The 24,629-nt window shown below is 63.6% G+C and carries 21 protein-coding genes; 17 read left to right on the top strand and 4 right to left on the bottom strand.

What is annotated here, in order from left to right:
• Positions 1-56: 56 nt before the first annotated feature.
• Genes O3656_RS07475 through brxL form a run of 4 tightly spaced genes read left to right on the top strand, consistent with a single transcriptional unit; the run spans position 57 to position 6,660 of the window.
• The gene (locus O3656_RS07475; RefSeq protein ID WP_048675635.1) at positions 57-1,277 is read left to right on the top strand and encodes an AAA family ATPase; all 1,221 of its coding nucleotides are present in this window, start codon (positions 57-59) and stop codon (positions 1,275-1,277) included.
• Positions 1,278-1,280: 3 nt separating this feature from the next.
• Positions 1,281-1,895, top strand: coding sequence for a hypothetical protein (locus tag O3656_RS07470; protein WP_048675638.1), 615 nt, complete (start codon positions 1,281-1,283; stop codon positions 1,893-1,895).
• On the top strand, positions 1,892-4,432 hold the full coding sequence (pglZ, locus tag O3656_RS07465) for a BREX-1 system phosphatase PglZ type A (RefSeq protein ID WP_500063339.1): 2,541 nt from the start codon (positions 1,892-1,894) through the stop codon (positions 4,430-4,432). The genes O3656_RS07470 and pglZ overlap by 4 nt, the downstream gene beginning before the upstream one ends.
• Entirely contained in the window at positions 4,429-6,660 is a 2,232-nt protein-coding gene (brxL, locus tag O3656_RS07460) for a BREX system Lon protease-like protein BrxL (RefSeq protein ID WP_500063338.1), read from the top strand. Before pglZ ends, brxL begins: the two co-directional genes overlap by 4 nt.
• Positions 6,661-6,768: 108 nt before the next feature.
• Here the strand turns inward: brxL and O3656_RS07455 are convergent, their stop codons facing one another.
• Positions 6,769-7,641 carry a hypothetical protein gene (locus O3656_RS07455; RefSeq protein ID WP_048675644.1) on the bottom strand — a complete coding sequence of 291 codons (873 nt, stop codon included), beginning with the start codon at positions 7,639-7,641 and terminating at the stop codon, positions 6,769-6,771.
• Between the two features lie 271 nt (positions 7,642-7,912).
• Complete coding sequence (locus O3656_RS07450) at positions 7,913-8,662, bottom strand: DeoR/GlpR family DNA-binding transcription regulator (RefSeq protein WP_309304962.1); 750 nt, start codon at positions 8,660-8,662, stop codon at positions 7,913-7,915.
• A gap of 395 nt (positions 8,663-9,057) precedes the next feature.
• Here O3656_RS07450 and O3656_RS07445 point away from each other — a divergent pair, with 395 nt between their 5' ends.
• The 6 genes from O3656_RS07445 (at position 9,058) to O3656_RS07420 (ending at position 15,600) form a co-directional block, all read left to right on the top strand.
• Entirely contained in the window at positions 9,058-10,104 is a 1,047-nt protein-coding gene (locus tag O3656_RS07445) for a substrate-binding domain-containing protein (protein WP_500063337.1), read from the top strand.
• Between the two features lie 91 nt (positions 10,105-10,195).
• The gene (locus O3656_RS07440; protein ID WP_500063336.1) at positions 10,196-11,740 is read left to right on the top strand and encodes a sugar ABC transporter ATP-binding protein; all 1,545 of its coding nucleotides are present in this window, start codon (positions 10,196-10,198) and stop codon (positions 11,738-11,740) included.
• A complete protein-coding gene (locus tag O3656_RS07435) occupies positions 11,737-12,807 on the top strand; it encodes an ABC transporter permease (protein WP_500063335.1) in 1,071 nt (356 codons plus the stop codon). Before O3656_RS07440 ends, O3656_RS07435 begins: the two co-directional genes overlap by 4 nt.
• Positions 12,808-12,812: 5 nt before the next feature.
• Positions 12,813-13,901 carry an ABC transporter permease gene (locus O3656_RS07430; RefSeq protein WP_286128453.1) on the top strand — a complete coding sequence of 363 codons (1,089 nt, stop codon included), beginning with the start codon at positions 12,813-12,815 and terminating at the stop codon, positions 13,899-13,901.
• A gap of 2 nt (positions 13,902-13,903) precedes the next feature.
• Positions 13,904-14,905: a dihydroxyacetone kinase subunit DhaK gene (locus O3656_RS07425; RefSeq protein ID WP_500063334.1), complete on the top strand. Its 1,002-nt coding sequence runs from the start codon at positions 13,904-13,906 to the stop codon at positions 14,903-14,905.
• Positions 14,902-15,600, top strand: a complete 699-nt coding sequence (locus tag O3656_RS07420; protein ID WP_500063333.1) for a DAK2 domain-containing protein — start codon at positions 14,902-14,904, stop codon at positions 15,598-15,600. The genes O3656_RS07425 and O3656_RS07420 overlap by 4 nt, the downstream gene beginning before the upstream one ends.
• A gap of 83 nt (positions 15,601-15,683) precedes the next feature.
• Here O3656_RS07420 and O3656_RS07415 read toward each other — a convergent pair whose 3' ends face one another.
• Positions 15,684-15,833 carry a hypothetical protein gene (locus tag O3656_RS07415; RefSeq protein WP_500063332.1) on the bottom strand — a complete coding sequence of 50 codons (150 nt, stop codon included), beginning with the start codon at positions 15,831-15,833 and terminating at the stop codon, positions 15,684-15,686.
• Positions 15,834-15,972: 139 nt separating this feature from the next.
• Positions 15,973-16,881: an SDR family oxidoreductase gene (locus O3656_RS07410; RefSeq protein ID WP_500063331.1), complete on the bottom strand. Its 909-nt coding sequence runs from the start codon at positions 16,879-16,881 to the stop codon at positions 15,973-15,975.
• Positions 16,882-17,442: 561 nt separating this feature from the next.
• On the opposite strand from O3656_RS07410, the gene O3656_RS07405 reads away from it, so the two are divergent.
• The 7 genes from O3656_RS07405 to O3656_RS07375 all read left to right on the top strand — a co-directional run bounded on the left by O3656_RS07405 (position 17,443) and on the right by O3656_RS07375 (position 24,050).
• Complete coding sequence (locus tag O3656_RS07405) at positions 17,443-17,985, top strand: DUF4956 domain-containing protein (protein WP_009647729.1); 543 nt, start codon at positions 17,443-17,445, stop codon at positions 17,983-17,985.
• Positions 17,986-18,047: 62 nt separating this feature from the next.
• Positions 18,048-18,869, top strand: a complete 822-nt coding sequence (locus O3656_RS07400; protein WP_500063330.1) for a polyphosphate polymerase domain-containing protein — start codon at positions 18,048-18,050, stop codon at positions 18,867-18,869.
• A gap of 180 nt (positions 18,870-19,049) precedes the next feature.
• Entirely contained in the window at positions 19,050-20,942 is a 1,893-nt protein-coding gene (locus O3656_RS07395) for a carbohydrate-binding domain-containing protein (protein ID WP_500063329.1), read from the top strand.
• Between the two features lie 194 nt (positions 20,943-21,136).
• A complete protein-coding gene (locus O3656_RS07390; protein WP_371536139.1) occupies positions 21,137-21,592 on the top strand; it encodes a RidA family protein in 456 nt (151 codons plus the stop codon).
• 82 nt (positions 21,593-21,674) lie between these two features.
• On the top strand, positions 21,675-22,316 hold the full coding sequence (locus tag O3656_RS07385; protein WP_500063328.1) for a DUF2249 domain-containing protein: 642 nt from the start codon (positions 21,675-21,677) through the stop codon (positions 22,314-22,316).
• Positions 22,317-22,549: 233 nt separating this feature from the next.
• On the top strand, positions 22,550-23,029 hold the full coding sequence (locus O3656_RS07380; protein ID WP_500063327.1) for an SRPBCC family protein: 480 nt from the start codon (positions 22,550-22,552) through the stop codon (positions 23,027-23,029).
• A gap of 331 nt (positions 23,030-23,360) precedes the next feature.
• Positions 23,361-24,050, top strand: a complete 690-nt coding sequence (locus O3656_RS07375) for an aromatic acid exporter family protein (RefSeq protein WP_016460629.1) — start codon at positions 23,361-23,363, stop codon at positions 24,048-24,050.
• The last annotated feature ends 579 nt before the right edge of the window (positions 24,051-24,629 follow it).

Here is a 24,629-nt window from a genome sequence, read left to right as displayed (position 1 = left end):
TTCCCACGTCGTGGGACACTGGACAGATACCAGGGATGACAACGAAAGGACGCGACGTGAAGCTGACGCACATCGCCATCACGAACTGGCGCAACTTTGCCCACATCGAGTTCGACCTGTCATCGCGTCTCTTCGTCGTCGGCCCCAACTCATCGGGCAAGACCAACCTGTTGGCTGCCCTGCGCTTTTTGAGCGATGTCGCGCGGCTCGGTCTGGCAGCTGCCTCGGAGAATTGGGGCGGTCCGGAACGTTACTTCCGTTCCGGTACGGAGCGCGCCTCCTTCGATCTCACTTTGGAACAAGACAAACATCAAATTGAGTACAAGCTGTCGCTTCGAAAAGAGTCATCTGCTAATGACCAGAATAAGAGAGATGACGCTGCGAACGAAGTGATAGAATTTCCCGCTGGTAATCGTGCCGTTGTCGACAGTGAAGATCTTATGATCAATGGTCAGCCGGTATCGATCAGTGCTGAAAGGGTAACGGAATCAGACGGCTCATACTTTGGTGAGCGCGTGCGATCATCTTTTGATCCGGATTCAGTCGTGCAATCTGCTTCTAGGTTCAAGGCCAAAAACGTGCAGATTTCTCTTCTGCACCAGATCACCCGCATCGCTATTGAGTCAATCCGATACATTCACCCGAACCCCAAGAAGATGCTCGAGCGGGCTGATCGCTACGACCCGGACCATGGGACTGGTTTCTTCCAGCACGCGGGGCGTTTCTCGGACCAACAGCTGGATTCCGTGGTCGACCGCATTCGCCCGATCATGGCCGCGGTAGTCCCGGAGATCCCGAACCTGTCCTACCAACGCATGGGGCTCGGCACGGAGCTCGTGTTCTACAGCGACACTCCCGTGCATGGCGCGAGCGGCGTCTACTCGCACGAGCAATTCTCCGAGGGAACGCTGCGCCTGCTCGGCCTACTCTTCGACCTGGCGACGCTACCGCGCGACACGAGCGTCGTCCTCATCGAAGAACCCGAAACCTTCCTGCAGGCCTCCGTCGTCCGCTCCCTGCCCTCGCTCCTGGCAGAGGTTGCTATGAACCGCGACGTACAGATGGTCATCAGCACCCACTCGCCGGAACTCATCGACTCCGAGCTGGTGCTCCCCAGCCAGGTCCTGATGCTGCGCTCGGAGGACGGGGAGACGACGGGTCAGCTACTGTCGGAGTCGAACGACCCGCGCATCAAAGCCGTGGTCAGCGCCGGCCTGCCCAAGTCGCAGGGTATCGACGCCGTCAATGGTCGCACGATTCCGCTGGGAACCTGGTAAGCGATGGAGGGCTACGTCTACGCCCAGGTTATCGTCGAGGGACCGACAGACATACCGGTTGTTACCGCACTGATGTGCGCGGCGGGATGGGCCAACAGTGAATTCTCCGTCACGAGCGCCAACGGCAAGGGCGTGATTGACAGGGATCTCAAGAACTACTGGGAAGCGGCTCGCGTTCTCCCTTACGTCGTTTTTCGTGACCTCGATCGGGATGGGGGAGGATGTCCCGTCACCCTTCGAGCGCAACTCGTTGAACACACTCCGGGTGAGTCGCCCGATCTGCTTATCCGGATCGTTGACCAGTCCATCGAGTCGTGGATTCTGGCGGACCGGCAGGGAGTCGCAGAATTCTGCGACAGATCGATGGCGAGTGTGAAGCCGCCCGCGTCCCATCACAAGCCATACCTGCTCAGCATCATGAAGGAAGCGAAGCTCAAGGATGCTGTCGATGGAAAGGGACACGAGCTGGATTTTGGTCCCGCCTACGCGCTACACCTACAGCGCCTCATGACGCACCATTGGAGCATCGAGCGCGCCGCCGCCGAAAGCGATAGCCTCAGGCGGGCCTTGAAGCGCCTGACGGACCTGCATGACCGACTCGGAGGAGGCACACAATGAGCGGAATCGATGCCTCTCGGCTGGCAGAGGAACTCAACGCCCTGCTCGAGCATGGGCGTATCGTCACGTGGCTGGACCGCAACGGCGAATACGCCGACGACCTCGACGCCGTCCGAGAACTGCTCGACGGCGCCACCCTCATCACCATCAACGCCAACCTCTTCGAAACCAAACTCCGCATCTTTGCCGAAGACACCAAGTCCCGCTACGTTCTCTACCGTGGAGGCGAGCTCCCGCTTCTCGAAGAAGACCTCCTCGCCGACGTGCGATGCGGATACCCCACCTTCAAGGCAGACGCCTCGACGCTCCTCGTGCGTGAGCTCGGCGTTGACCCGGCGCTGGCCGCGGTCATCGACGAATACGCTCCCTTCTTTAACTCCACCGCCCGCGTCGCCGACCTCAAGAAGCACCTCGGCACCATCAGCGACGCCGACAAGCGATCCGATCGCAAGACCTTCCTCGCCGCAATGAGCGCCGTTCTGCTCAAGACACAGCAGCGTTCCTTCTCCGTCCTCTTCGCCAAGCTCGCCTCAATGACGCAGGACAACCCACTCGACGCCCTCAAGTGGGGTCTCGACGCATACTTCTGGGAAGGAGCTCACGCCATCTGGGGATACGACGGCGAACATACCTTCGACGCGCTCATGACCTGGCTCTTCGTCATGAATGCGAACGGCTGGGATCACCGGCATAACTCTGCCCAGCGCGACTTCAGCATGTGGACCCGCGATGTCGCGACGCGAGACGACGCCCGCCGATGGGCCAAGCGAGTCGACGAGGCCACCGGAGCCAGCTCAGCGCTGTACGATGCGGCTACCGACGCCCTCCTCATCGACACGACCACGCCCGGCGTTGACCGAGAACTCATCTCCCGCCTCGTCCGCGGAATCATCGACGGATCCGTCGGCGTCGCTCAGGTCGAAGAACAGCGCGGGAGGCGCCGCGAAGGGCTCTGGTTCGAAGACACGGAGGCGCTGTGGGATGCAGCGCGGGCGGGGGCGCGTCTGCTCACCCACCTGCGTGCGCTCCCGGGCATCGCCTTCTCGGACGCAGCCGAGGGCTTCGCCCGCTACACGGACCCGGATGGCGGCCTGTGGGCCATCGATCAGGAGTATCGCCACTACGTGTGCGCCTCCCGAGCCGTTCACGTCGATGACGTCCTCACCGACCTCGACCGGCACGTCGAAAACGCGTACCGCGACGACTACCTGCGCCCCCTCTCGCGCACGTGGGACGACGCCCTGCGCGGCATGCGCACATGGGATATCGCCGTCCCCTCGTCCAGTGGGCGCATCGACTCTTTCCACCGTCTCCTCGTCGCCGGCTCCCACAGGCGAACCGTCGTCATCATCTCCGACGCTCTCCGATATGAGGCCGGCGTCGAGCTCGCCGACTATCTGCGCTCCCTTGGACGCGGCGCGGTCGCCGTGAACCCCTGGTACACGATGCTGCCGTCGATCACCGCCCTCGGCATGGCCGCGCTGCTCCCGCATCGAGAGCTGAGCCTCGGCGTGCGGGGCAAAGACCAAGTGATCGTCGAGGCCGACGGCCAATCGACATCGGGGATCGATGCGCGCCGGACAATCCTTGAAGGTGCCGATGGGCGTGCGTTCACATACGAGGAGCTCGCGAGCGACTCCGTCAAGTCGATGCGCTCGAAGTTCAAGGGCGCCTCCGCCGTCTACATCTACCACGACGTCATCGATGCGACCGGCGACCATGCGGCCTCGGAAAGCGCCACCCCCGATGCGGTCAACCGGGCTATCGACGAGCTCTCCGGCCTCGTAGGCAAGCTTATCTCCGCGGACATCACCCGCATCCTCGTGACCGCCGACCACGGTTTCCTCTTCCAGGACAGCGAACCCGCCAACGATGACACTGCGAAACAGGGCGGCGTCCCGCGCGGGCGTTCCGTCTCCGTGAAGAAGCGCCGCTACGTCCTCGGCAAGGACCTGGAGTCGACGGACAACTTCGTCGCCTTCGATGCGACGAGCGTCGGCTTGACAGACGGGCCGAGCATCGCCCTGCCCTACGGCACCCGCCGCATCCGCATCCAGGGCCGAGGAAACCGCTTCGTCCACGGCGGTGCCTCCCTCCAGGAAGTCACCACCCCCGTCATCGAGGTGTCGGTGGGCAGCGGTGGCGCCGAGGAGGTCCGCGACGTCGGCATCGCCCTGCACTACGACGATACGTCCCTCAAGGTCAACCGATTCAGCCCTCGCGTCATCCAACAGGAGCCCATCAGCCCGACGCGAAGGCCGCTGACCGTCACGATTGGCCTTGAGAGCATGTCGGGTGAGAAGCTGTCGAGTACTCGCGTCATCACCTTGGACGCGGGCGAGCGCTCCGAGGTGTCGCTCAAGCAGAGCAGCGAACTCATCCTTTTCGACGGGGTGCTGGAGAGGCATTCCGGCGAGGTTGTCCGGATCGTCGCCTACAAGACCGTTCACGGACAGGTCGTCGGCGAGCCCGTCGCCACCCACGAGCTGACCCTCAATGACAACGGGTTCGGAGCATTCGGAGGATTCGACCTATGAGCATCTCGCCCGAAGAAGCGGTAGAGCGTGGGGATTCCCCGGCCTCGTCCCTGATCGGGGGTAGCGAGGGAGGAAAACTCGCGGAGTACGAGGAGATCGCCGCGCGCGCATACGACGGCTTCGTCGTCCGCAAGGACCTGGTCGGCCAGGTCAAGGGCAACGCGATCGTCCCCTCCTACGTGCTCGAATTCCTGCTCGCCCAGTACTGCGCGACCACCAGCGAAGCGGCCATCATCGAGGGCGTCGAAAGTGTTCGGCGAATCCTCGCCCAGCGCTACGTCAACCGCGGCGAATCCGAACTGATTAAGTCGCGCATCCGCGAGGCGGGGCAGTACCGCATCATCGACAAGGTCTCCGTCAGTCTCGACGAAACCCACGACCGATACAGCGCATCCTTCGAGAACCTTGGGATCACAAACGTGCTGGTGTCCGACGCGACCGTCCGCGACAATGATCGCCTCCTCACCGGCGGCGTCTGGTGCATGGCTGACGTGTCCTACGTGCCGATGGGAGACCCCGGCGCAAAGGCGACCAGCCCGTGGATCGTCTCGCGCCTCCAAGCCATCCAGCTGCCGCGATTCGACTTCGATCGCTACTGCCAGGGCCGATCGTCCTTCAGTGCGGATCAGTGGATCGACCTGCTGGTCGCCTCTGTCGGCCTCGATCCTGCGAAGCTCAGCCGCCGCGCGAAGCTCTTTCAGCTCACCCGACTGATTCCCTACGTCGAACGCAACTACAACCTCGTCGAACTCGGCCCCAAGGGCACAGGAAAATCGCATATCTATTCCGAGTTCTCACCCCACGGCATCCTCGTGTCGGGCGGCGAGGTGACGCTGGCAAAGCTCTTCGTCAACAACGCGACCCGACGCATCGGACTGGTCGGCTACTGGGACGTCGTTGCCTTCGATGAATTTGCCGGGCACAAGCGCGTGGAGCGCAGCCTGGTCGACACGCTCAAGAACTACCTGGCGAACAAGTCGTTCTCGCGCGGCGATAGCACGATCACGGCTGAGGCCTCGATGGTCTTCGTCGGCAACACGACGCGGACCGTACCCGCGATGCTGGCCACCGCCGACCTTTTCGAGGCCCTGCCCGAGGCCTACCACGACACGGCGTACATGGATCGTATCCACTACTATCTGCCGGGATGGGAAGTCGACATCGTGCGGCCCGAGCTCTTCTCGCGCGGGTACGGGCTCATTGTCGATTACCTGGCGGAGGCGCTGCGGCACCTGCGTACCCTGGATTACTCCGGTGACCTGGATACGTTGGCGACGCTGGATCCCGCCATGTCGAAGCGCGATCAGGACGCCGTGCGAAAGACGTTCTCGGGCCTGGTAAAACTCATCTTTCCTGCACGCGACGGTGCGCCTGAGGAGCTTGAGGAACTGCTTCGCTTCGCGATCGAGGGGCGCAAGCGTGTCAAGGATCAGATCGTCCGCCTCGATGACACGATGGCCGCGTCCGGATCGCACTTCACTTACATGCTGGGGCGCATGGACCAGGATCGCTACGACGCTGCGCATGCGTGCGCGGTGCCCACCCAGGAGGAGCTGGATTACCCGCAGTACTTCACGTCGCACAGCGATGCTAATGAGCGGGGGAGCGATCAACGGGCTGGCGGCGAGCTTTCCGACGGTCTTGCGACGTCGGACGGCATTGTCGATACACGCGGAGACAGCAGGCCGGCCTCGCCCGTCTTTGACCGTCGAGCCCTGTTGCAAGCGCGTGCCATCCCCAGGCGCTACAAGATCGAGCCGAGCATGGGTCATTCCATGCCGGACATCCTGCTCCCGTACCTGTTCGATGCGGCTGAGATTCGGATCCGTGACCCGTACTTGCGTCATCCGTACCAAATCCGGAACGTGCACGAGATTCTGCTGCAGCTTATTCAGCATGCCGATGCCGCTAGGCTGCCGCGCGTTGTTATCGAGACCTGCGCGAGCGACGAGGATGACTACCGCGCGAAGCAGGAAGCGACGTTCGAACAGCTGCAGCAGTCGTGGGGACAGTTCGGGATCGTCATCGATTGGAGCATCGTTGATTACTTCCACGACCGTAGCATCGTGACCGATACCGGATGGGTGATCGATCTTGGTCGCGGGCTGGACGTTTACGAGAACTTCTCCCGGTCGTCGCCTTTCGATCCGCGTATTACATTGCCGCACCTGCGGCGGACGAAGGAGATCACGATCAACGTCAGCAGGGAAGATCCCGCGGACGCATAGATGGTCGTCAGGCCGAGCTGCCTCCCACATGCGAGTGGCGAGATAGTGATTGGCGTGTTCCCAACCTGTCCAACGCAAGCGCGCCGGCGACCGAAGGGGAAGTCGGCGCTACGCTTCGCTGCGGGGGAGAGGTGCGTGTTCTTTGTGGGCTGGGCCGAGCTGGAGGGAGTTGCGGTCCAGGATGGAAGCCAGCTGGGCCAGGCTCTCGTCCTCGAGCAGGCGTGGGTTGTGCGCGAGCTGTTTGATGAGGGCATCCAACATCTCCCGGGGATGTGCGGCGATCTGTTGCATCACCTCGTTGACGTCAGCTGCGCCAACAATGTCTGACTGGGAGACGAGGTGTGCCTGCTCCATCGCGAAACGCTGGGCTGCAGCGGCCGCGACAAGGCGTGCCTGAGCCTCCGCGTTCGACATTTTCTGCCGCTTCGCTTCAATCTGGAGGGGTTCGGAAGTCGCGTGACTGTCGCTCTGTTCGATTGCCTCGAAAGGTTCATCCGAGACGACAATGCCGTCAACGGTCTCGTCGACAGCAGACTCATGGTCCTGTTTCTTCCCCCAAGGCACGCGGACACCGTCAAGTTTGCCTTTCACACTCCCCAGCTTGCTTGTGATAAATGGGAGCGCCGTTTCTTCCGCCCATTTCTTGACCCGGGGAGCAGCGTATGCGAACCCAGCAGCCGCAGCGTCTTCGATGAGCTGAACGACCGCCTGTGCGAGGACCTCGGCCAGCAGATCGATGATAGGTGAGTTGTCTTCGTCCTCCGATTCCCGCCGTGTCTCGCTCGACATAAACATCGGCGGATCATCATAGGGCGAGTAGGTGTAGCCATCATCGTCGGAGTCGGGATCGGGGATGAAGCGCGCGTGGCCTCGTAGCTTACCGTCGTCGTCGAACAGATTCTCCGACCATCCACCTTCGGATCGGTTGCCTGGTGAGAGGGAATCGTCATCCCAGTAGTACGTGCCTCGTTGCTGTCCCATGGTAGCCCTGTAGCGTGAGAATGGTTTTAATCAAACCATACAGAAATTGCGTGTTCGTACGCAAACCTATCGAGCACACTCTGCAGTTCGTAGCCCCTGACAAATGAATGTCGGTTGGCTGTTCGTAAGGAAATGGTGCGCCTGTTGGAAGCAGATGCTTGATGGTCGTTGTGGTAGATGTGGCCACCGAGGGAGTGGTGGTCGCGGTTGGAAATGACCCAGCTTTTGCGGTTTCTGCTGTGAAACAGCAGCGTCACCCTTCTGACACAACCTACCCCTGACTCACCTCTGCCCGGATGAGGGGGATCGGGTATGCCGCCGCCGAGATGGGGGAGAGGAACGAGTCCGTGATGCCCGCCGTGAACGCGTCGATGCCGAGGACCTTGTACAGGGCGTTGCGGCCGAACTTCGTCGAATCCGCGACGAAGTAGGCGGTCGACGCGATCGAACGGACCTTCTGCTGCAGCTCGATCGAGTACCCGGTTGACGCGTAAATGCCGTCCTCCATCACCGAATTCGCACCGAAAACAGCCGTGTTCACGCGGATGTGGTCGAGCTGATCGATGGCGGTGGGCCCCCACATGTGGGTCCGGTTCGGCAGTAGCTCGCCGCCCACGAACACCAGGTTCAGGGATGGCTTCTTCAAAATCTCGAGGCCCACCAGCAGATCGTGCGTCACCACGGTCACGCGGCGCGCGTCGAGGGCGCGAGCCACCTCGAGGCACGTCGACCCCGAATCGATGAACACGGACTGGCCGTCGAGGATGCGCTCCGCCATGGCCGGACCGATCGCACGCTTCTCCGCGCGGTTCGGGGAATCCTGCAGGAACTCCTCGGTGTCCTCGTCCTGGGGGATCGGGATCGCGCCACCGTGGGTGCGGCGCACGAGGCCGGCCTCGGCCAGGTGCTCCAGGTCCCTGCGGATGGTTGACACGTTCACGTCGAGAGCCTCTGCCAAGGAGGACACGGTCTCGAAGCCGGTTGCCTCAATCATGGAGACAATGGTGTCTTGCCGGGTCACGATGGTTCCTTCTGGTGGCTATGGTCTACGCGGGGTGCGACGAGGGGTACAGATGATGCCTGCAACAGTGCATCGTGATCGCCGCCCGCTTGACACTGTACCGAACTTTCGACGCGAATGTGCGCGATACCGCGCAACACGTGCACTTGCCTATATAGCCAGCCCACAGGGGCGTCTTTCGCTCAGTATTTGCGTATAACCGTGCGTAGAGGTGCGCGCGGAAGAGCAGTTATCAGCAAATCAGGACGCCTGACGTGCGCGAAAACGAGTTGCCACTGCGCGATACCGCGTGTAATGTAAGTGATTGCGACGCGGGTCACGCCATAATGCGTGCGCCATCGCAGGAGATGGCGAACCCGAAACGTCGGACAACTAGATCACGAGGAAGTGACGACATGAAGATCGGAAGACTGACGGCGGCATCGGTGTCCATTGCATCGATGCTCGCTCTGACTGCCTGCTCGACCGTCGGCGGGACGACAGGCGATAGCTCCTCATCAAACACCGGCTCGGCCGCGGGCGATTCCAGCAAGACGATGGTCACCGTCGTCAAGGTCAAGGGCATCGCATGGTTTGATCGCATGGACGTGGGCGTCAAGGAATGGGGCGCCGAGAATGGATACGACACGCGAACGGAGGGTGGAACCGACGTCGCGCCGGAAAAGCAGATCCAGATCATCCAGGATCTGATCGCTCAGAAGCCCGTCGCCATCACCGTCGTCCCCAACTCGCCCGAAGCCCTTTCCTCCGTCCTCGAACAGGCGCGCGCACAGGGCATCAAGGTCGTCTCCCACGAGGCGACCGGTATCAAGAACGTTGATGCGGATATCGAGGCATTCGACAACGCCTCCTACGGTATCGACATCATGAAGAACCTCGGGGAGTGCACGGGTGGCACCGGCAAGTACGTGCAGTTCGTCGGTGGCCTGACCGCCAAGACCCACATGGAATGGGTCGAGGCAGCCTACGACTACCAGCAGAAGAACTTCCCCAACATGGAGCGCGTCGAGACGCCCATCGAGTCGACTGACAACGAGACGGCCGCCTACGAAAAGGCCAAGGAAGTCCTCGGCAAGTACCCCGACATCAAGGCCTTCCAGGGCTCCGCCGGTAACGACGTGCCCGGCATCGCCCGCGCGATCGAAGAGGCCGGCCTGTCCGATCAGGTCTGCGTCATGGGCACTTCCATCCCCTCGGCATCCGCGAAGTACCTGGCCACCGGATCCATCGACAAGATCTTCTTCTGGGATCCTGCCCTCGCCGGCAAGGCCCAGCTGCAGATCGCGAAGATCCTTGCTGACGGCGGCACCATCACCGAAGGCACGGACCTTGGCATCGAGGGCTACAACAACCTCCACAAGCTCGACGGCTACGACAACGTCTGGGTCGGCAACGCCCAGATCGCCGCAGACGCCGAGCAGGCGAAGAAATACGACTTCTGATCACGCAGCCCCGGCCTCGTGACACATCGGCACGAGGCCGGGGCAGGCGTCCCACGACAGCGCAGTCGACAAGACACTCGAAGGAGAGCACATGCGCAGCAATGTGGATGAAGCACCGCGCCCCCACGGAGAAGGCGTCAGCGTGCAGCAGAACCCCTTTCTAGAGGTTCGGGATATCGTCAAAAACTTCGGCGGTGTTCGCGCCCTGGATGGCGTCAACATGGCCGTCTGGCCGGGAGAAGTGCTGTGCCTGGCCGGCGAGAATGGCTGCGGAAAGTCCACTCTCATCAAAGTCATCTCCGGAGTGCACGCGCCCGACGCGGGACACATCCTCATCGACGGCCACACCGTCTCCTCGCTGACGCCGCTGAGCGCCATGGACGCCGGCATCCAGGTCATCTACCAGGACTTCAGCCTGTTCTCGAACCTGACGGTTGCCGAGAACATCATGATGACCTCGTCGGTGACAGAAAAGAAGAAGTTCTTCAGCGCGACGAACGCAAAGAAGCAGGCCGCGCAGATCGTCGAGCGCCTCGGCGTCCCGCTCCCGCTCGACGCCGACGTCGAACAGCTCTCCGTCGCGGACAAGCAGCTCACCGCCATCTGCCGCGCCCTGGCCGGAAACGCGAAGCTCCTCATCATGGACGAGCCGACGACCGCCCTCACCCAGCGTGAGGTCGCACGCCTATTCATGGTCGTCGAGAAGCTGAGCGCGCAGGGCGTTGCCCTCATCTTCGTATCGCACAAGCTCGACGAGGTCATGGCGATTTCGCAGCGCGTCACCATCATGCGCTCGGGACGCAACGTCATCGATTCGCCGGTCGAAGACCTCGACCGTGAGAAGATCACCCACTACATGACCGGCAAGGAACTCGACCAGAGCCGACGCGTCCCGCCCCTTGCCCAGGACGCCGAGGAACGCCTGCGCGTCGAATCCCTCACCTCCCAGGGAGGATTCGAGGACGTCAGCTTCTCCGTAAAGAAGGGCGAAATCCTCGGCATCACCGGACTCCTCGGATCCGGACGTACCGAAATCGCCCAGGCCCTCTTCGGCCTCCTGCCCATCGACTCCGGACGCGTCTACATCGACGGCGAACACGTCGAGGTGGGCTCCATCGGACAGGCCATCAAGGCCCACATCGGATATGTCCCCGAAGACCGACTCACCGAGGGCCTCTTCCTCGACAAGTCGATCGCCGACAATGTCATCGCCGCGTCCATCGACCACCACACCTCGAAACTCAACACGCTGCGCAAAGACAAGATCCGCCAAACCATCGCCCACTACTTCGAGTCCCTGCGCATCAAAGCCCCCGACGTCCTCGCCCCCGTGCGATCCCTGTCCGGCGGCAACGCCCAGCGCGTCGTCCTCGCGAAGTGGCTCGCGCGCAACCCCAAGGTCCTCATTCTCAACGGGCCCACGGTCGGCGTCGACGTCGGTTCCAAAGCCGAGATCCTCGACATTCTGCGCGAACAAGCGGAAGCCGGCATGGCCATCGTCATCATCTCCGACGACGCGCCGGAACTCGTCTCCTGCTGCCATCGAGTGCTCATCACCAAGGGCGGCCACATCGCCGCCGAACTGGCCGGCGAGGACGTCGATGCTCGAACGATTAGAAAGATGGTTGTGTCATGAACATGAATACCGTCGCGCGGCGCATCCTGCGCTGGATCTGGGGACCCAACCGTGAAGGAATAGTCCTGTCCGTCCTGGTCCTCCTGACCATCATCATGTCCGCGATCAGCCCCGCGTTCTTCACGGTCTCGACGCTCTTCTCCCTCCTGCGTTCCTCCATCGTCCCGATGATCTACGCGCTGGGCGTCCTCCTCGTCATCATCTCCGGCGGCATCGACGTCTCCTTCGCGGCCATCGCCTCGTTCGCCTCCTACGCCACGATCGTGTTCCAGCTGAGCCGAGGAATCAACATCGGCCTCGTCGGATCCTTCGCGATGGCGCTGGCCATCGGAGCGCTCCTCGGCCTGCTCAACGGCTACCTGATCTCCAGGTTCAAGCTCCCGACCCTCATCGTGACGCTCGGCACCCAGGGAATCTTCCAAGGCTTCCTCCTGGCGTACATCGGCTCGAAGTACATCGCCCAGCTGCCCGAGGGCATGGCGTCGGCCTCGACCGCAAACATCGTTTCCGTCGAAACATCGACGGGCGTCGCGCTGCTGCACTCCATGATCATCCCGGCCATCATCCTCGCGATCGTCATCGCGCTGGTGCTCAGCCGGACCATGTTCGGGCGCGCAATCTACGCGATCGGCGGCGACACCGAATCCGCCCACCGAGCCGGCATCAACGTCAAACGCACCCAAATCTGGGTGTACGTCATCGCCGGAACCCTCGCCGCAACCGCCGGCATGGTCTACATGATCCTCGGCAGGTCCGCCAACCCCCAGGAACTCGTCGGCCACGAACTCGACATCATCGCCGCCGTCGTCCTCGGAGGCGCGTCGATCTTCGGCGGACGTGGGTCGGTGCGCGGAACGATCCTCGGTGTGCTGCTCGTCCAGCTCATTAACAACTCGCTGATCCTCATCGGCGTCCCCAGCGCCTGGCAGCGTGCCGCCGTCGGCCTGCTCCTCGTCGCCGGTGTCGGCATCCAAGCGCTCGCCGCAAAGCGCAGCGCGCGAACGATGCGCGCCAAGAGCGCCCAGGTCGACCACAGCAACGCCGTCCCCCAAGCCGTCGAAGGATGAGTCCTATGAACAACACACTCCGCGACACAAACTCCCGGATTGACCGATTCAGCGCCTCGATCCTCTCCCGGCTGCGCCGCGACCGGTCGATCGCCCGCATGGTCGTCATCCTCCTCGTGGCCATCGGAATCTTCTCGATCCTCTCCCCGAGCGTGTTCCTCACGGGCCTGAACCTGCAGAACATGCTGCTCGCCGTCGCAGAAATCGGCATCCTCTCCATCGCCATGATGATCTCGATGGTCACCGGCGGCATCGACCTGTCGCTCGTTGCCATCGCGAACCTCTGCGCGATCACCGTGTCGACTCTGTACACCTCGAGCGCGCTGGGTGGAACCGAACAGTGGGGACCGGTCATCATCCTCATCGGGCTGGGGGTTGGCCTCGTGTGTGGCCTCGTCAACGGCGTGCTCATCGCCTACGTCGGCGTCACCCCGATCCTCGCCACGCTCGGCACCATGCAGATCTTCAACGGCCTCGCCGTCGTGTGGACGGGCGGCAAAACCCTCTACGGATCCCCGGCAGCGCTGACGGCGTTCGGAAAGACCGCAGTTGCGGGAGTTCCCCTCCTCTTCATCGTCTTCGGACTCGTCGCCCTCCTCGTCGGATTCATCCTCAACCGCTCCCCGCTGGGACTGTCCCTCTCCCTCGAAGGATCCAACGGGACAGCCGCCCGATTCTCCGGAATTCGTTCCTCCCGAATCCTGCTGAGCTCCTACCTGCTCACCGGATTCCTCGGCTCCCTCACGGGCATCGTGTTCATCGCACGAAACCCCACGGCCTCGGCGGACTACGGCGCCTCCTACGTGCTGCTCGTCATCGTCATCGCCGTCCTCGGCGGAACCAACCCGAACGGCGGTTTCGCCACCGTCGGCGGCGTATTCCTGGCGGCCCTCACCCTCCAGGTCGTCCAAAGTGGCTTCACCTCCATGCGCCTGTCTGCCTTCCAGTACGCGATCGCCCAGGGCGTCATCCTCATCGGCGTCCTCGTCCTCGACTGCGTCGACTGGAAAGACGTTCGAACACGCCTGACGTCAACGTTCAGGCGCCCACAACCAGCAGCCGCCCTCAATAGCGGCGCAACAGAAAGGAAATGATCATGAAGAAGATCATTAACAACCCCGACCAGTTCGTCGATGAGATGGTTGAGGGCATTCTCCTGGCGCACCCCGATCAGGTCCGCACCCCCGGAGACGACAGGCGTGTCCTCGTCCGCGCTGACAGCCCCGCACCCGGCCGCGTCGGCATCGTCACCGGCGGCGGCTCCGGTCACCTCCCCCTCTTCAAGGGCTACGTCGGCAAGGGGCTGTGCTCCGGCGTCGCCATCGGTAACGTGTTCTCCTCCCCGTCGGTCCAGCAGTGCGCTGACGCCGCCAAGGCCGTCGACGGGGGAGCGGGCGTGCTCTTCCTCTACGGCAACTACGGCGGTGACGTCTTCAACTTCGACCTGGCCGTCGACCTCCTCGAACTCGACGGCATTGAGACGCGCACCGTCCTCGGCTGCGACGACGTGGCCTCCCAGCCCAAGGAACGCGCCAAGGACCGCCGCGGCGTGGCTGGCATCTTCTTCGCCTACAAGGCCGCGGGCGCTGCCGCCGAGCGCGGCGACAGCCTTGACGAGGTCGCCGCCGTCGCCCAGAAGGTCGTCGATAACACGGCCACCATGGGCGTCGGCCTGTCCCCGACGATCCTCCCGACCACGGGTGCCGCCTCCTTCGACCTGCCCGAAGGCGAAATGGAAATCGGCATCGGCATCCACGGCGAACCCGGCATCCACCGCGGCCCCCTCGGAACCGCCGACGAGATCGCGGACCAGATCCTCGACTCCGTTATCCCCGACCTCGGCCTGGGCGAAGGTGACCGCGTCGCCGTCCTCGTCAACGGCCTCGGCGCCACGCCCCTCGAAGAGCTCTACCTGCTCTACCGCCGCACCCACCAGAGGCTCGCGGACATCGGAGTCGTCATCGAACGCCGCTACATCGGCGAATACGCGACGTCCCTCGAAATGGCCGGCGCCTCGATCTCACTGCTCAAGGTCGACGACGAGCTCCTCGAGCTCCTCGACGCCCCCGCCCAGTCCCCGTTCTTCAGGGAGGCATGACAATGCGTTCACCCGAACTCATCCAGCGCATTCAGGACTCGATGACGCTGCTCATCGAATCATCGGACGAACTGCGTGACCTCGACCAGGTCCTCGGCGACGGCGACCTCGGCATCACGATCTCCGCGGGGGCCCGCGCGGTCATCGAAGCGCTCAAGGCCATGCCGACCGAGCCCGAACCCGCCCCCTCCGACGTGGCGCGCGCCTGCGCGAAGGCATTCGCCAACGCCAACCCGTCAACGATGGCGGCGCTGGTCGCCGGCGGCCTCCTCGCCGGATCGAAGGTGTGGGTCGGCTGCGAGGACATCACGGCCGTCGAGGCCGAGGCCTTCATCCGCGCGGCGGCAACCTCCATCTCCCACCGCGGCAAGAGCCAGGTGGGCGACAAGACCATCCTCGACGCGATGATTCCCGCCGTCGATTCTCTCGCCCGGAGCATCGAGGCCAACCCCGCGGTCGCTCACGACAGCGCGCTCGCGGCGGCGGCCCTCGATAGTGCCATCGTGGACGCCGGCGAGGCCGTGGTCGCCACGCGCGACCTTCAGTCGCAGCGTGGCCGCGCCTCGTGGCTGCAGGACCGGTCGATCGGCCTCCAGGACCCCGGCGCCACCGCGTTCCTGCGGGCTCTCGAGGCCTGGCGCGACGCCTCCACCGGCGAGCGCGGCCCCCGCGCTGCGGTCGTCGAGAATCTCTGAGGCTGCGGGCTTAGTCAGTGGGGGGTGGGGTTCCCGGTTGGGAACCCCACCCCCATGCCTATGGATCTGGACCAGGCCTCGTCCTACCAGTTACTCAGGCCCAGGTAGTACAGCGGGTGGGTGAGCACCGCGATGATGCGGTCGCGGTATTCAAGGGGCAGCATCGGGAAGATAGCGATGCCGACCAGGATCGCGACGATTAGCGTCACGAGGATGCGTTTCTTGGATTTCATGGCATCTCCTTACTGTCTGACTGCTCCGACGCTATCAGGGCCACCGCGTAGGCGGCAAGCATGAGCGCATGAGGCAACCCCGGCCTCGTCCCTGAGAAGAGAAGCGAAACCGGGGCAACAAAGCCAAAACCCGCGACAGTCAGCGGCGCGACGCGAGCGCCGCGCGGGCGACCTCCTCGAAGGTGAGCGGGTCGCGGCCCGTCACGTCGCGCACGGTTGTGGAGACGACGTTCATCTCGCCGCGCGCGATCGACGTGTAGGTCGACACCCACGAGTCGTACTCCCACTGGGCGGCCGGCCACTTCTTGCGCGACTCGTACGCCTCCTCGATGGTTTCGCGCACGTAGGTGACGGGCCGACCCTGCACGCGGGTGAGGATTGCGGCGATCTCGTCGAGGGTGAGGGCCTCGGGGCCCGTCACGTCGAGGGTCTGATTCTCGTAACGCGCCGGATCCGCCAGGACCCCCGCGGCCACGCGCCCCGCATCCTCGCGCGCGACCACGCCGACGCGCCCGTCGCCCGCGGACCCGAGGATGCGGCCCTCCTCGTCCGGCAACTCCACGAAAAAGTCCGCGTAGAAGTTATCGCGCAAGAACGTGTACGTCATGCCCGACGCCTTGATGCGCTCCTCCGTGTGGAAGTGCGTGCGCGCCAGTGTAAACGTCGCATCGGGCGCCGCGTTCATGAACGACAAGTACACGATGTGGCGCACCCCGGAAGCCGCGGCTGCGTCGACGAAAGCGATGTGCTTGGCCAGGCGGTCCTCGCTCTCGGGCGCGGACACCATGAAGAGGACGTCAACGCCTTCCAGCGCGACGCGCGTCGTGAGTGTGTCCTCGTACGAGCACTTCACCGCGACGGCGCCCGGCAGCTTGGGCGCGCGCGACGGCGTGTTCGCGAGCAGGCGCAGGGGCAGGCCGCGCTCCGACAGGAGTCGGGCGGTGGTGCCTCCGACGTTCCCGGACGCGCCGGTGATTGCCAGGGATGGGAGGGACGAGGTCTGGGCCGGCTCATTTGTCCGGGCTTCGGGAGTGGGGGCGTCAGTCATGTGGCCAGTGTGCCACCGGCGTTGTTGTCACGGGGCGCGCCACGCAAGGTTTGGGCTGTGGGCGTAGTGGTCTGGAGGGGTGATGCATAGGTTGGACCGTGACAAAATTCCCCCTGCTGATGAAAAAATGCCGATTTTTGGGTGTTTTGAGCGTGCTGGGAGAATTTTTTCCCGCTTATGGGAACAGGCTGCGGTGTGGTGGGCCTGGCTGCGGTGCCCGTGGGTGGTAGCACGGCGTTGCCTCCAGAAAACTCGCATGCAATTCGACTGGGAGAAGTTTCAACAAAGTCTAAAAACGTTGCAATTCCAACGATCTGAATTCAAAGTTTGAAATAGTCGTGAGGGAATTGCATGCGAAATTGGGTGGGGCCGGGGCTCGCGGGCGGGCCACCGCCCACGGGCGCATCAAGCAGCCCGGCCCAACGAAAACGGCCCGCGCAAACACAAGCATTCACAGCTTCACAGCAACACTCCACAAAGTCATATGAGAAATATGAGAGCTTCATAGGTTCTTCATAGGGTCGCGTGGGGAAATAGGTGCATCGACAAAAGGAGACACCAATGACCGCCCTGATTCTGATCGCCATTGACTTGGTTGCCATGGCCGCCCTCGTGTTCGGCCTGTACTTCCCACGGCACCGCCGCGCTGACCTGGTCGCAGCGTTCCTGGGAGTGAATGTCGGCGTCCTCGCCGTCACGATCATCCTCGCGAACTCGACCGTGAGCGCGGGCCTGGGCCTCGGCCTCTTTGGTGTTCTCTCGATCATCCGACTGCGTTCGGATCAGATCTCGCAGACGGAAATCGCCTACTACTTCGCATCGCTGGCGCTCGGCCTGCTGACGGGCATGTCTTCGGCGGTGACCCCGCTGCTGGGCGGCCTCATTGCGCTGATCCTGGTGGCCCTGGCCTTCGGCGACTCGAAGCTGATTTTCGGCCGCTACACGTCGCAGACCGTCCAGCTGGACCGCGCGATCGCCGACCCGGCCGAGCTGAAGGCGGCCCTCGAGCAGCGCCTGGGCGCGTCCGTCGCCTCGGTGAATGTCGTCAAGCTCGACCTCGTGAACGACCTGACGCTCGTGGACGTTCGCTCGAAGGTCGCCTGACCCGCCAGCAGACTCCGACACGACCGCCACCCCGCAGACCGCCACTACCAAGGAAACGACTCATGAACGCCACCCTGAACTCGATTCTCGCCGACCTCGACGCGATCGGCCTTGATGAACTGAATAAGCGCGCGGCGATGCTGACCCGAGTGGACCGCAAGTACGCGCTGGACGCGGCCACGGCCTCGGCGATTTTGAGCTGCCTCCCCGAGGAAACGAAGGTCCTGAGGGTCGACGGCCAGGTGTCCCAGGGCTATGCGTCCACCTACTACGACACCCCCGACATGGATTCCTACCTGCTGACCGCGCTCAAGCGCCGCCGCCGCTTCAAGGTCCGCACCCGCTCTTACCTCTCGTCCGGCGCTTCCTTCCTGGAGGTCAAGACCCGCGGCCCGCGCGGCGTGACCGTTAAGAAGCGTATGCCGATCTCTTGGGACGAGGCCGGGGCTCCTCTCGCGGGTGAGCGCCGCACGTGGGTGGCCGGGAAGGTCGAGAAGACGGGGTACGGCCACCTGGTGCCAGCCCTCGAGCCGGTCCTGGCCGGATCGTACGAGCGCAACACCCTGCTCCTGCCCGGTGGCGTGGGACGCGCGACGGTGGACACGAAGCTGACGTGGCGCTCGCTGCGCACGGATGGCACCGAGGTCGCTCGACCTGACCTGGTCATCATCGAAACGAAGTCGGGTGCGACCCCCTCGGTCGTTGACCACCTGCTGTGGGAGAGCGGCGTGCGACCCGCGACAATCTCCAAGTACGGGACCGCGATGGCCGCCATGCACGACCTGCCAGCGAACAAGTGGAGTCGCACGCTGCGCCGCTACTTCCCCGAATATGTCGAGGCCCCCGAGCTGACCCGCGAGGCGCCCCTCGCGATGGCGGCCTGACGGGCGCCGGGCAGGTGGCCGTCAAGTAGATGGACACCACGCGCAGGCGGACACCAGGCGGACGACGCCACACCGGCCCTCCGGTTTTGCCACACCGGCGCCCGCGGTTTCGACAGCACGCGAAACGAAAGCGCTGAGCATAAGAAATACAAGCCTTAAGCACACGAAAGAGACATACACATGAAAGCCCTTCAGAAACTTTGGACCCCCGCTCGGACGATTGGCGCGATCGCCCTCGTCGGAGCGCTGGCGCTGGGTGCCTGCGGTGCCTCGGGCGTGGCCTCCTCCGGCTCCACCGCGACGAGCGCGACCGCTGCCGTCGCGGCCTCCGGAACCAACGGCGACACGACTGCGCCGCCCACCGCGGCCGACGCCCTGGCCTCGAACGCGAAGGCCTCCCACGTGAAGGACAGTGACTGGAAGGCTTCGGACGCCGTCGACGTGACGCTCAGCGGCGCGACCGCGACCTCCTCGTCCGACGCGGTGTCCGTGAGTGACGGCGTGCTGACCATCTCCAAGGCCGGCGTCTACAAGCTCAGCGGCTCCTTCACCGGCAAGGTTGTCGTGGCCGCGGGAGCTGAGGACCAGGTCGTCCTGATCCTCGATAACGCGACCATCACCTCGCCTGCGGGTGCCGCGATCGAGGCGACCAGCGGTGACGACCTCGTCCTGTCCCTCGAGGGCACCTCGACGATCATCGACGGCACCTACACGGGGACCGAGGACGCGAACGCCGCGATCTACGCCGACATGGACCTGACGATCACCGGCTCGGGCACGCTCAACGTGACCTCCGGCGCGTCGGACGCGATCACTTCCAAGGATGACCTGTACGTCCTGAGCGGCACGATCAACGCGACCGCCTCGGACGACGGCCTGCGCGGCAAGGACTCCCTGACTGTTGCCGGCGGCACCGTCACCGTGAACTCCGGCGGCGACGCGCTCAAGTCCGACCAGGACAACGACGACACCAAGGGCTACGTCAACATCGCGGACGGCACCGTCACCCTGACCTCGGGCGGCGACGGCATCGACGCGTACACGGACGCGATCGTCACCGGCGGCACCCTGTCGATCACCTCGGGCGGCGGCGCCTCGGCCGGCAAGCCCTCCACGGGCTCGGCCAAGGGCATCAAGGCGCAGACCTACATCATCGTCGACGGCGGCTCGACCACCATCGACGCCGGGGATGACGCCATCCACTCCAATGGCGCCCTGCGCCTGAGCTCCGGCACGATCACCGCCGCTTCCGGCGACGATGGCGTGCACACCGAGGTCGCGGCCGTCCTGGGCGGCGCAACCGTGACCGTCACGCAGTCGAACGAGGCCCTCGAGGGTGGCCTCATCACGATCTCCGACGGCACGGTTGACCTGACCTCGAGCGACGACGGCATCAACGCCTCGGGCTCGATCACGGTCGAGGCCGGCCTGGCCGCCACCGCCGAGTCCAGCTCTAACACGACGTCCTCCGATTCGACGGCCACCGCGACCACCCAGCAGATGGGCCCCGGTGGCATGGCTGACGGCGGCAGCTCGATGGAGGACACGGGCGAACAGCTCACCATTAGCGGTGGCACCGTGACCGTCAACGCGAACGGCGACGGCCTCGACTCCAACGGTTCGCTGACCATCAGCGGCGGCACGACGACCGTCTACGGCCCGGCGTCCGGCGCGAACGGAGCCCTGGACAGCAACGGTGCCATGAGCATCACGGGTGGCACGGTCATCGCCTTCGCGACCAACGAGATGGTGGAGACGCCGACCACGACCGACGGTCAGGGCTGGATTTCGGCCGCCGCGACCGGCTCCGCCGGATCCACGGTGACGATCACCGACGCCTCGGGTTCGGTTCTGGGCACCTACACCTCGCTCAAGGCCTTCGGTAACGTCATCTACTCGACCTCCGGCATGACCAACGGCTCCACCTACACGGTGAGCGTCGACGGCACCGCCACAGAGGCGACCGCCGGCCAGGGCGGCATGGGGATGGGCGGTCAGCCCCCGGCCGGCGGTCAGCCCCCGATGGGCGGTCCGGGTCAGGGCGGTCAGCCCCCGGCCGCACCCCAGGGCTGAGGCTCCCCACTAGTGCGCCCCGCGTGATTGTCGACACGCGGGGCGCACGCATGCCTCCATCACGTCTCTATCGCCGAGGCCCCACCCGGTATCTCACGCCAGCACCCTCGCTCACCACCCCCGGGAACAGCGCAACTAAACTGGAACCGGAGGACGAGGCCCCGGCCTCGTCGATGACAACGAAAGGACCCCTCATGCTCCCCTCCGAGAAGCTCGCCGAGCTCGGCCTCGAACTGCCCGCCGTCGCCACCCCCGTCGCCGCCTACGTGCCGGCCGTCATCGACCGCGGCGTCGTGCGCACCTCCGGCCAGATCCCCGTCGTGAACGGCGAGCCCGTGTGCATCGGCGCGGTCGGCGAGGACGGCGCGGACCCCGAGGACGCCAAGGACGCGGCGCGCGTGTGTGCCCTCAACGCCCTGGCCGCGGCTGCCTCCATCGCGGGCGGCATCGACAACCTCGCGGGAGTCGTGAAGGTCGTCGGCTTCGTGTCCTCGCGCCCCGACTTCTACGGGCAGGCCGGCGTCATCAACGGCGCCTCCGAGCTGTTCGGTGAGATCTTCGGCAGCCAGCACGCGCGCAGCGCCGTCGGTGTCGCCGCGCTGCCCCTCAACGTGAGCGTCGAGGTCGAGGCCGAGTTCCTCATTAAGTGAACGCGCGGGCGTGGCTGAGGCATGACTACACTGGGTAAGGTTCGCTGAAATGGCCCGTCGGGCCGAAGGATAAGGAAAAGACATGACTGACCGTCAGATGTTCAAGCTGGTCGACGCCAACACCGTCCCGTCCACGGACGGCGGCTGCGGTTGCGGCTGCGGTGGCGAAGGTAAGAAGGAGCGCGCCGAGCAGGCTCCCGCTGTGCAGGCCCCCGAGCAGGGTGGCTGCGGCTGCGGCGGCCACGGCCACGGCCATGCCGCTAAGGCTGCCGAGGCTCCCGCTGAGCACGCGGGCTGCGGTTGCGGCGGCCACGAGGTTCCCGAGGCCCCCGCCGAGCACGCCGGTTGCGGCTGCGGCGGACACGACGCTCCCGCCGAGCGTCCCCACGAGATGGCCGCCGAGCCCATCGCCTCCACCGCGGGCGGCTGCGGCTGCGGTGACGGTGCCCCCTCTGCGGGCAACGTCCACACTGGCGGCGCCGGCGTCATCCACCGCCCCGGCGCGGACGAGCTGGTCATCCACTCGATCCCCCGCGTTGTGCGCCACGCGGTCCTCTTCGCCGCGGTCGATAACCTGCCCGTCGGCGAGAACATCCAGATCTGCGCGCCCCACCAGCCCGAGCCGCTGTTCGCGCACCTGCAGGACTCCGAGCAGCACTACCGCGTGGAGACCCTCGAGGCTGGCCCCGTGGACTGGCGCTACCGAATCACGCGTCTCGCCTGAGGCTCTTTGACACGATGAGGCCGTGGCGGACTCTCGCTTTCCCGCGGGGCGGCCACGGCCTCGTCGTATGCGCGCGAGCGACGCGGCGCTCCAATGCCTCGTGCGTGTGTGCGCCGACGTGCTCGCGTGTCTGATCCCTTGTCTGTTCCGGTGCCTGCCGACGTGCGGAAATGGGCGCCCGTTTCGGTGTCCATTTGCGTGCCTGGGAGCGCCCGACCCGGTACCGTTGGTGTATGAGCTTCTTTGACATGACTTCTGACGCCGACGTTGAGGACGACCTGGATCGCGTCGAGACCGACGTGGTCGTGGACTGCGACATTGAGGCCGCGTGGGCGCTCGTGTCCGAGCCGGGCTGGTGGGTCAACGACGGCCCGCTGGGTGACCACGAGGTGAGCCTCGGGGACGACGGTATCTATCGCGTGAGCGACCCGGACGCCGGTGACTGGCTGATCGAGAAGGCCGACGAGGATCCGATGGATGTCGTCGCCTTCCGCTGGTATCCGCTGGCCGACGACGAACTGCCGGACGAGTACGCGACCCGCGTCGAGGTCTCCCTGTCCGAGGAGCGCGGCGGCGTCGGCATCCACGTGGAGGAGTCCGGTCTGGCGTCGGTCTCCGACGACGAGGCCGAGGCCCGCCAGGCGTACGAGGATGCGATCGGCATGTGGGAACAGGTCCTGGCCGCGGCGAAGACCTACCTCGAGGGCCGCTGAACGCTGAAACAAGCTGAATGACAAACCCCCGCAGCCTCACGGCTGCGGGGGTTTGTTGTAGGTGCGGTGCGCGCGTTGTAAGTAGCTCATCGTCGCATTGGGCATGTCTGCTCGAGCTGCTTGCGGCGGGTTAGTGCAGCGTTACATGTAAGGTCTGTAAAGCTCTGTAGCCTAGGTGTGCGCAAGTGGTAATGACTCTAATCTAGCCAATATGTGATCTCACCCTTGCGCTATGGAAGTGTGAGTGTCTATAAGCGTGTCGTATCATCAGCGCGTGTGTCAAAGGTGATAGATCTGTTTGCATGATGAATCTAGGTTCCAGCAGAAGGGCATGCACAAGATGACCGATCTCCCTCAAGAAGAGTGTCTTAAGCCTGATCAGCTGCGATCGATGACTGAATGTGAACGGGCTATTCACGCTATTTCGGAGAAGACTGGAAAGAGTCCGCTGGATATCTGGCGCGCAAATGAAACCTGGCTCGGTGAAAAAGCTTCAACAGTCGATTTCAAGCCGGATCGTAAACCTTTGGGGATTATTATTCTGGTAATATGGATCATTGTTCCATATTTCTTCTATGCGAGTTTTCGTGCGACAGGTTGGTATGGTTTTTCAGCGGGAATACTTGTGCTCGGGGTGTTGATGACTATTGAGATAGTTTGTCTTATGTTCATGCAGAAGCTACTTGTTCCTTTTGGTAAAATTCTTCGCAGTCTATCGGGAGTCGTATTTTCTATAATTTTGACGATGTTTGGTTTCCTCTCAACTCTGGATTCTGTGGCTAACCGTTTTACACTAGCTTTAATTGGTGTTCTTGTTGCAATGGCATGTATTTCTTTTTTGAATTCTCCACTGGAATTGCTCTGGAATCATTCTGTGAAAGAGCGGGATGATTATGGAGAGCAGCTTTCTACGCTTCGGTTGGTTCGTCCATTACTTGCAGGTAGGTCTAGGTCGGCCGTGGAGAGTCGATCTTCTGTGGTTTCCTGTGCGCGACTACGGGCAGTTGTGGACTGGGATTAGTCGGTGCTGGCATCTGCAGTATTGCTTGCCTGATGGTGTGGGGTCGTGTGAGCAGGGGTGCGCTTCCGAGTCTGCGCTTGTGCCCGATGGGGCGTTAGATTCGAAAGGAGTTGAGCCCTCTATCGGGTAGTTCGGAGAAGTGGCGTGGCATGGGGTATTGTCTGCCACGCGTGCTGGCGCTGTGATCGTTTTGTTGTGCTGGGTCTGCTGTCGTTGCGCTGAAGTTGGCGTGCGTGGTGGTTTGGTCCGCGGTTGTGCTTGTAAATGTCGGTGCTACACCCGATACGTAGGCAGTGCACCCGTTCTGATCGGGTGTAGCGTCCCGTAAGAGGTGCAGTGTCCCGTAACGGGTGCAGTGTCGGATGTAGGAGTTGATGCGTGAACCGTGGTGGAGCTTGTTCCTCAGTGGTGTGACACCCGATCGGCAAGATTCAACCCTTTCTGATCGGGTGGAATCTACCCGATGAGGTGGAATCTTCCCGTTCTGGTTGAATCTTTGCTTGCTGGGAGTGGGTATGGGCTTCGGCGGAGGTTGCTTGGGTGCTGCAAGGTGTGGTCACCAGGGAATTACGTGCGGAA

The organism is Pauljensenia sp. 27098_8_83 (genome assembly GCF_041432695.1).
In the GTDB taxonomy this organism is placed as follows: Bacteria; Actinomycetota; Actinomycetes; order Actinomycetales; family Actinomycetaceae; genus Pauljensenia.
The sequence above is the reverse complement of the archived record's forward strand: the minus strand, read 5'-3'. Positions and strand labels throughout refer to the sequence as shown.

Bases quoted from the DNA above. Each gene is read 5' to 3' on its own strand.
- O3656_RS07470 (WP_048675638.1), top strand. From the start codon at position 1,281: ATGGAGGGCTACGTCTACGCCCAGGTTATCGTCGAGGGACCGACAGAC.
- pglZ (WP_500063339.1), top strand. From the start codon at position 1,892: ATGAGCGGAATCGATGCCTCTCGGCTGGCAGAGGAACTCAACGCCCTG.
- brxL (WP_500063338.1), top strand. From the start codon at position 4,429: ATGAGCATCTCGCCCGAAGAAGCGGTAGAGCGTGGGGATTCCCCGGCC.
- O3656_RS07455 (WP_048675644.1), bottom strand. From the start codon at position 7,641: ATGGGACAGCAACGAGGCACGTACTACTGGGATGACGATTCCCTCTCA.
- O3656_RS07445 (WP_500063337.1), top strand. From the start codon at position 9,058: ATGAAGATCGGAAGACTGACGGCGGCATCGGTGTCCATTGCATCGATG.
- O3656_RS07440 (WP_500063336.1), top strand. From the start codon at position 10,196: ATGCGCAGCAATGTGGATGAAGCACCGCGCCCCCACGGAGAAGGCGTC.
- O3656_RS07435 (WP_500063335.1), top strand. From the start codon at position 11,737: ATGAACATGAATACCGTCGCGCGGCGCATCCTGCGCTGGATCTGGGGA.
- O3656_RS07430 (WP_286128453.1), top strand. From the start codon at position 12,813: ATGAACAACACACTCCGCGACACAAACTCCCGGATTGACCGATTCAGC.
- O3656_RS07425 (WP_500063334.1), top strand. From the start codon at position 13,904: ATGAAGAAGATCATTAACAACCCCGACCAGTTCGTCGATGAGATGGTT.
- O3656_RS07420 (WP_500063333.1), top strand. From the start codon at position 14,902: ATGACAATGCGTTCACCCGAACTCATCCAGCGCATTCAGGACTCGATG.
- O3656_RS07415 (WP_500063332.1), bottom strand. From the start codon at position 15,833: ATGAAATCCAAGAAACGCATCCTCGTGACGCTAATCGTCGCGATCCTG.
- O3656_RS07410 (WP_500063331.1), bottom strand. From the start codon at position 16,881: ATGACTGACGCCCCCACTCCCGAAGCCCGGACAAATGAGCCGGCCCAG.
- O3656_RS07405 (WP_009647729.1), top strand. From the start codon at position 17,443: ATGACCGCCCTGATTCTGATCGCCATTGACTTGGTTGCCATGGCCGCC.
- O3656_RS07400 (WP_500063330.1), top strand. From the start codon at position 18,048: ATGAACGCCACCCTGAACTCGATTCTCGCCGACCTCGACGCGATCGGC.
- O3656_RS07395 (WP_500063329.1), top strand. From the start codon at position 19,050: ATGAAAGCCCTTCAGAAACTTTGGACCCCCGCTCGGACGATTGGCGCG.
- O3656_RS07390 (WP_371536139.1), top strand. From the start codon at position 21,137: ATGCTCCCCTCCGAGAAGCTCGCCGAGCTCGGCCTCGAACTGCCCGCC.
- O3656_RS07385 (WP_500063328.1), top strand. From the start codon at position 21,675: ATGACTGACCGTCAGATGTTCAAGCTGGTCGACGCCAACACCGTCCCG.
- O3656_RS07380 (WP_500063327.1), top strand. From the start codon at position 22,550: ATGAGCTTCTTTGACATGACTTCTGACGCCGACGTTGAGGACGACCTG.
- O3656_RS07375 (WP_016460629.1), top strand. From the start codon at position 23,361: ATGCACAAGATGACCGATCTCCCTCAAGAAGAGTGTCTTAAGCCTGAT.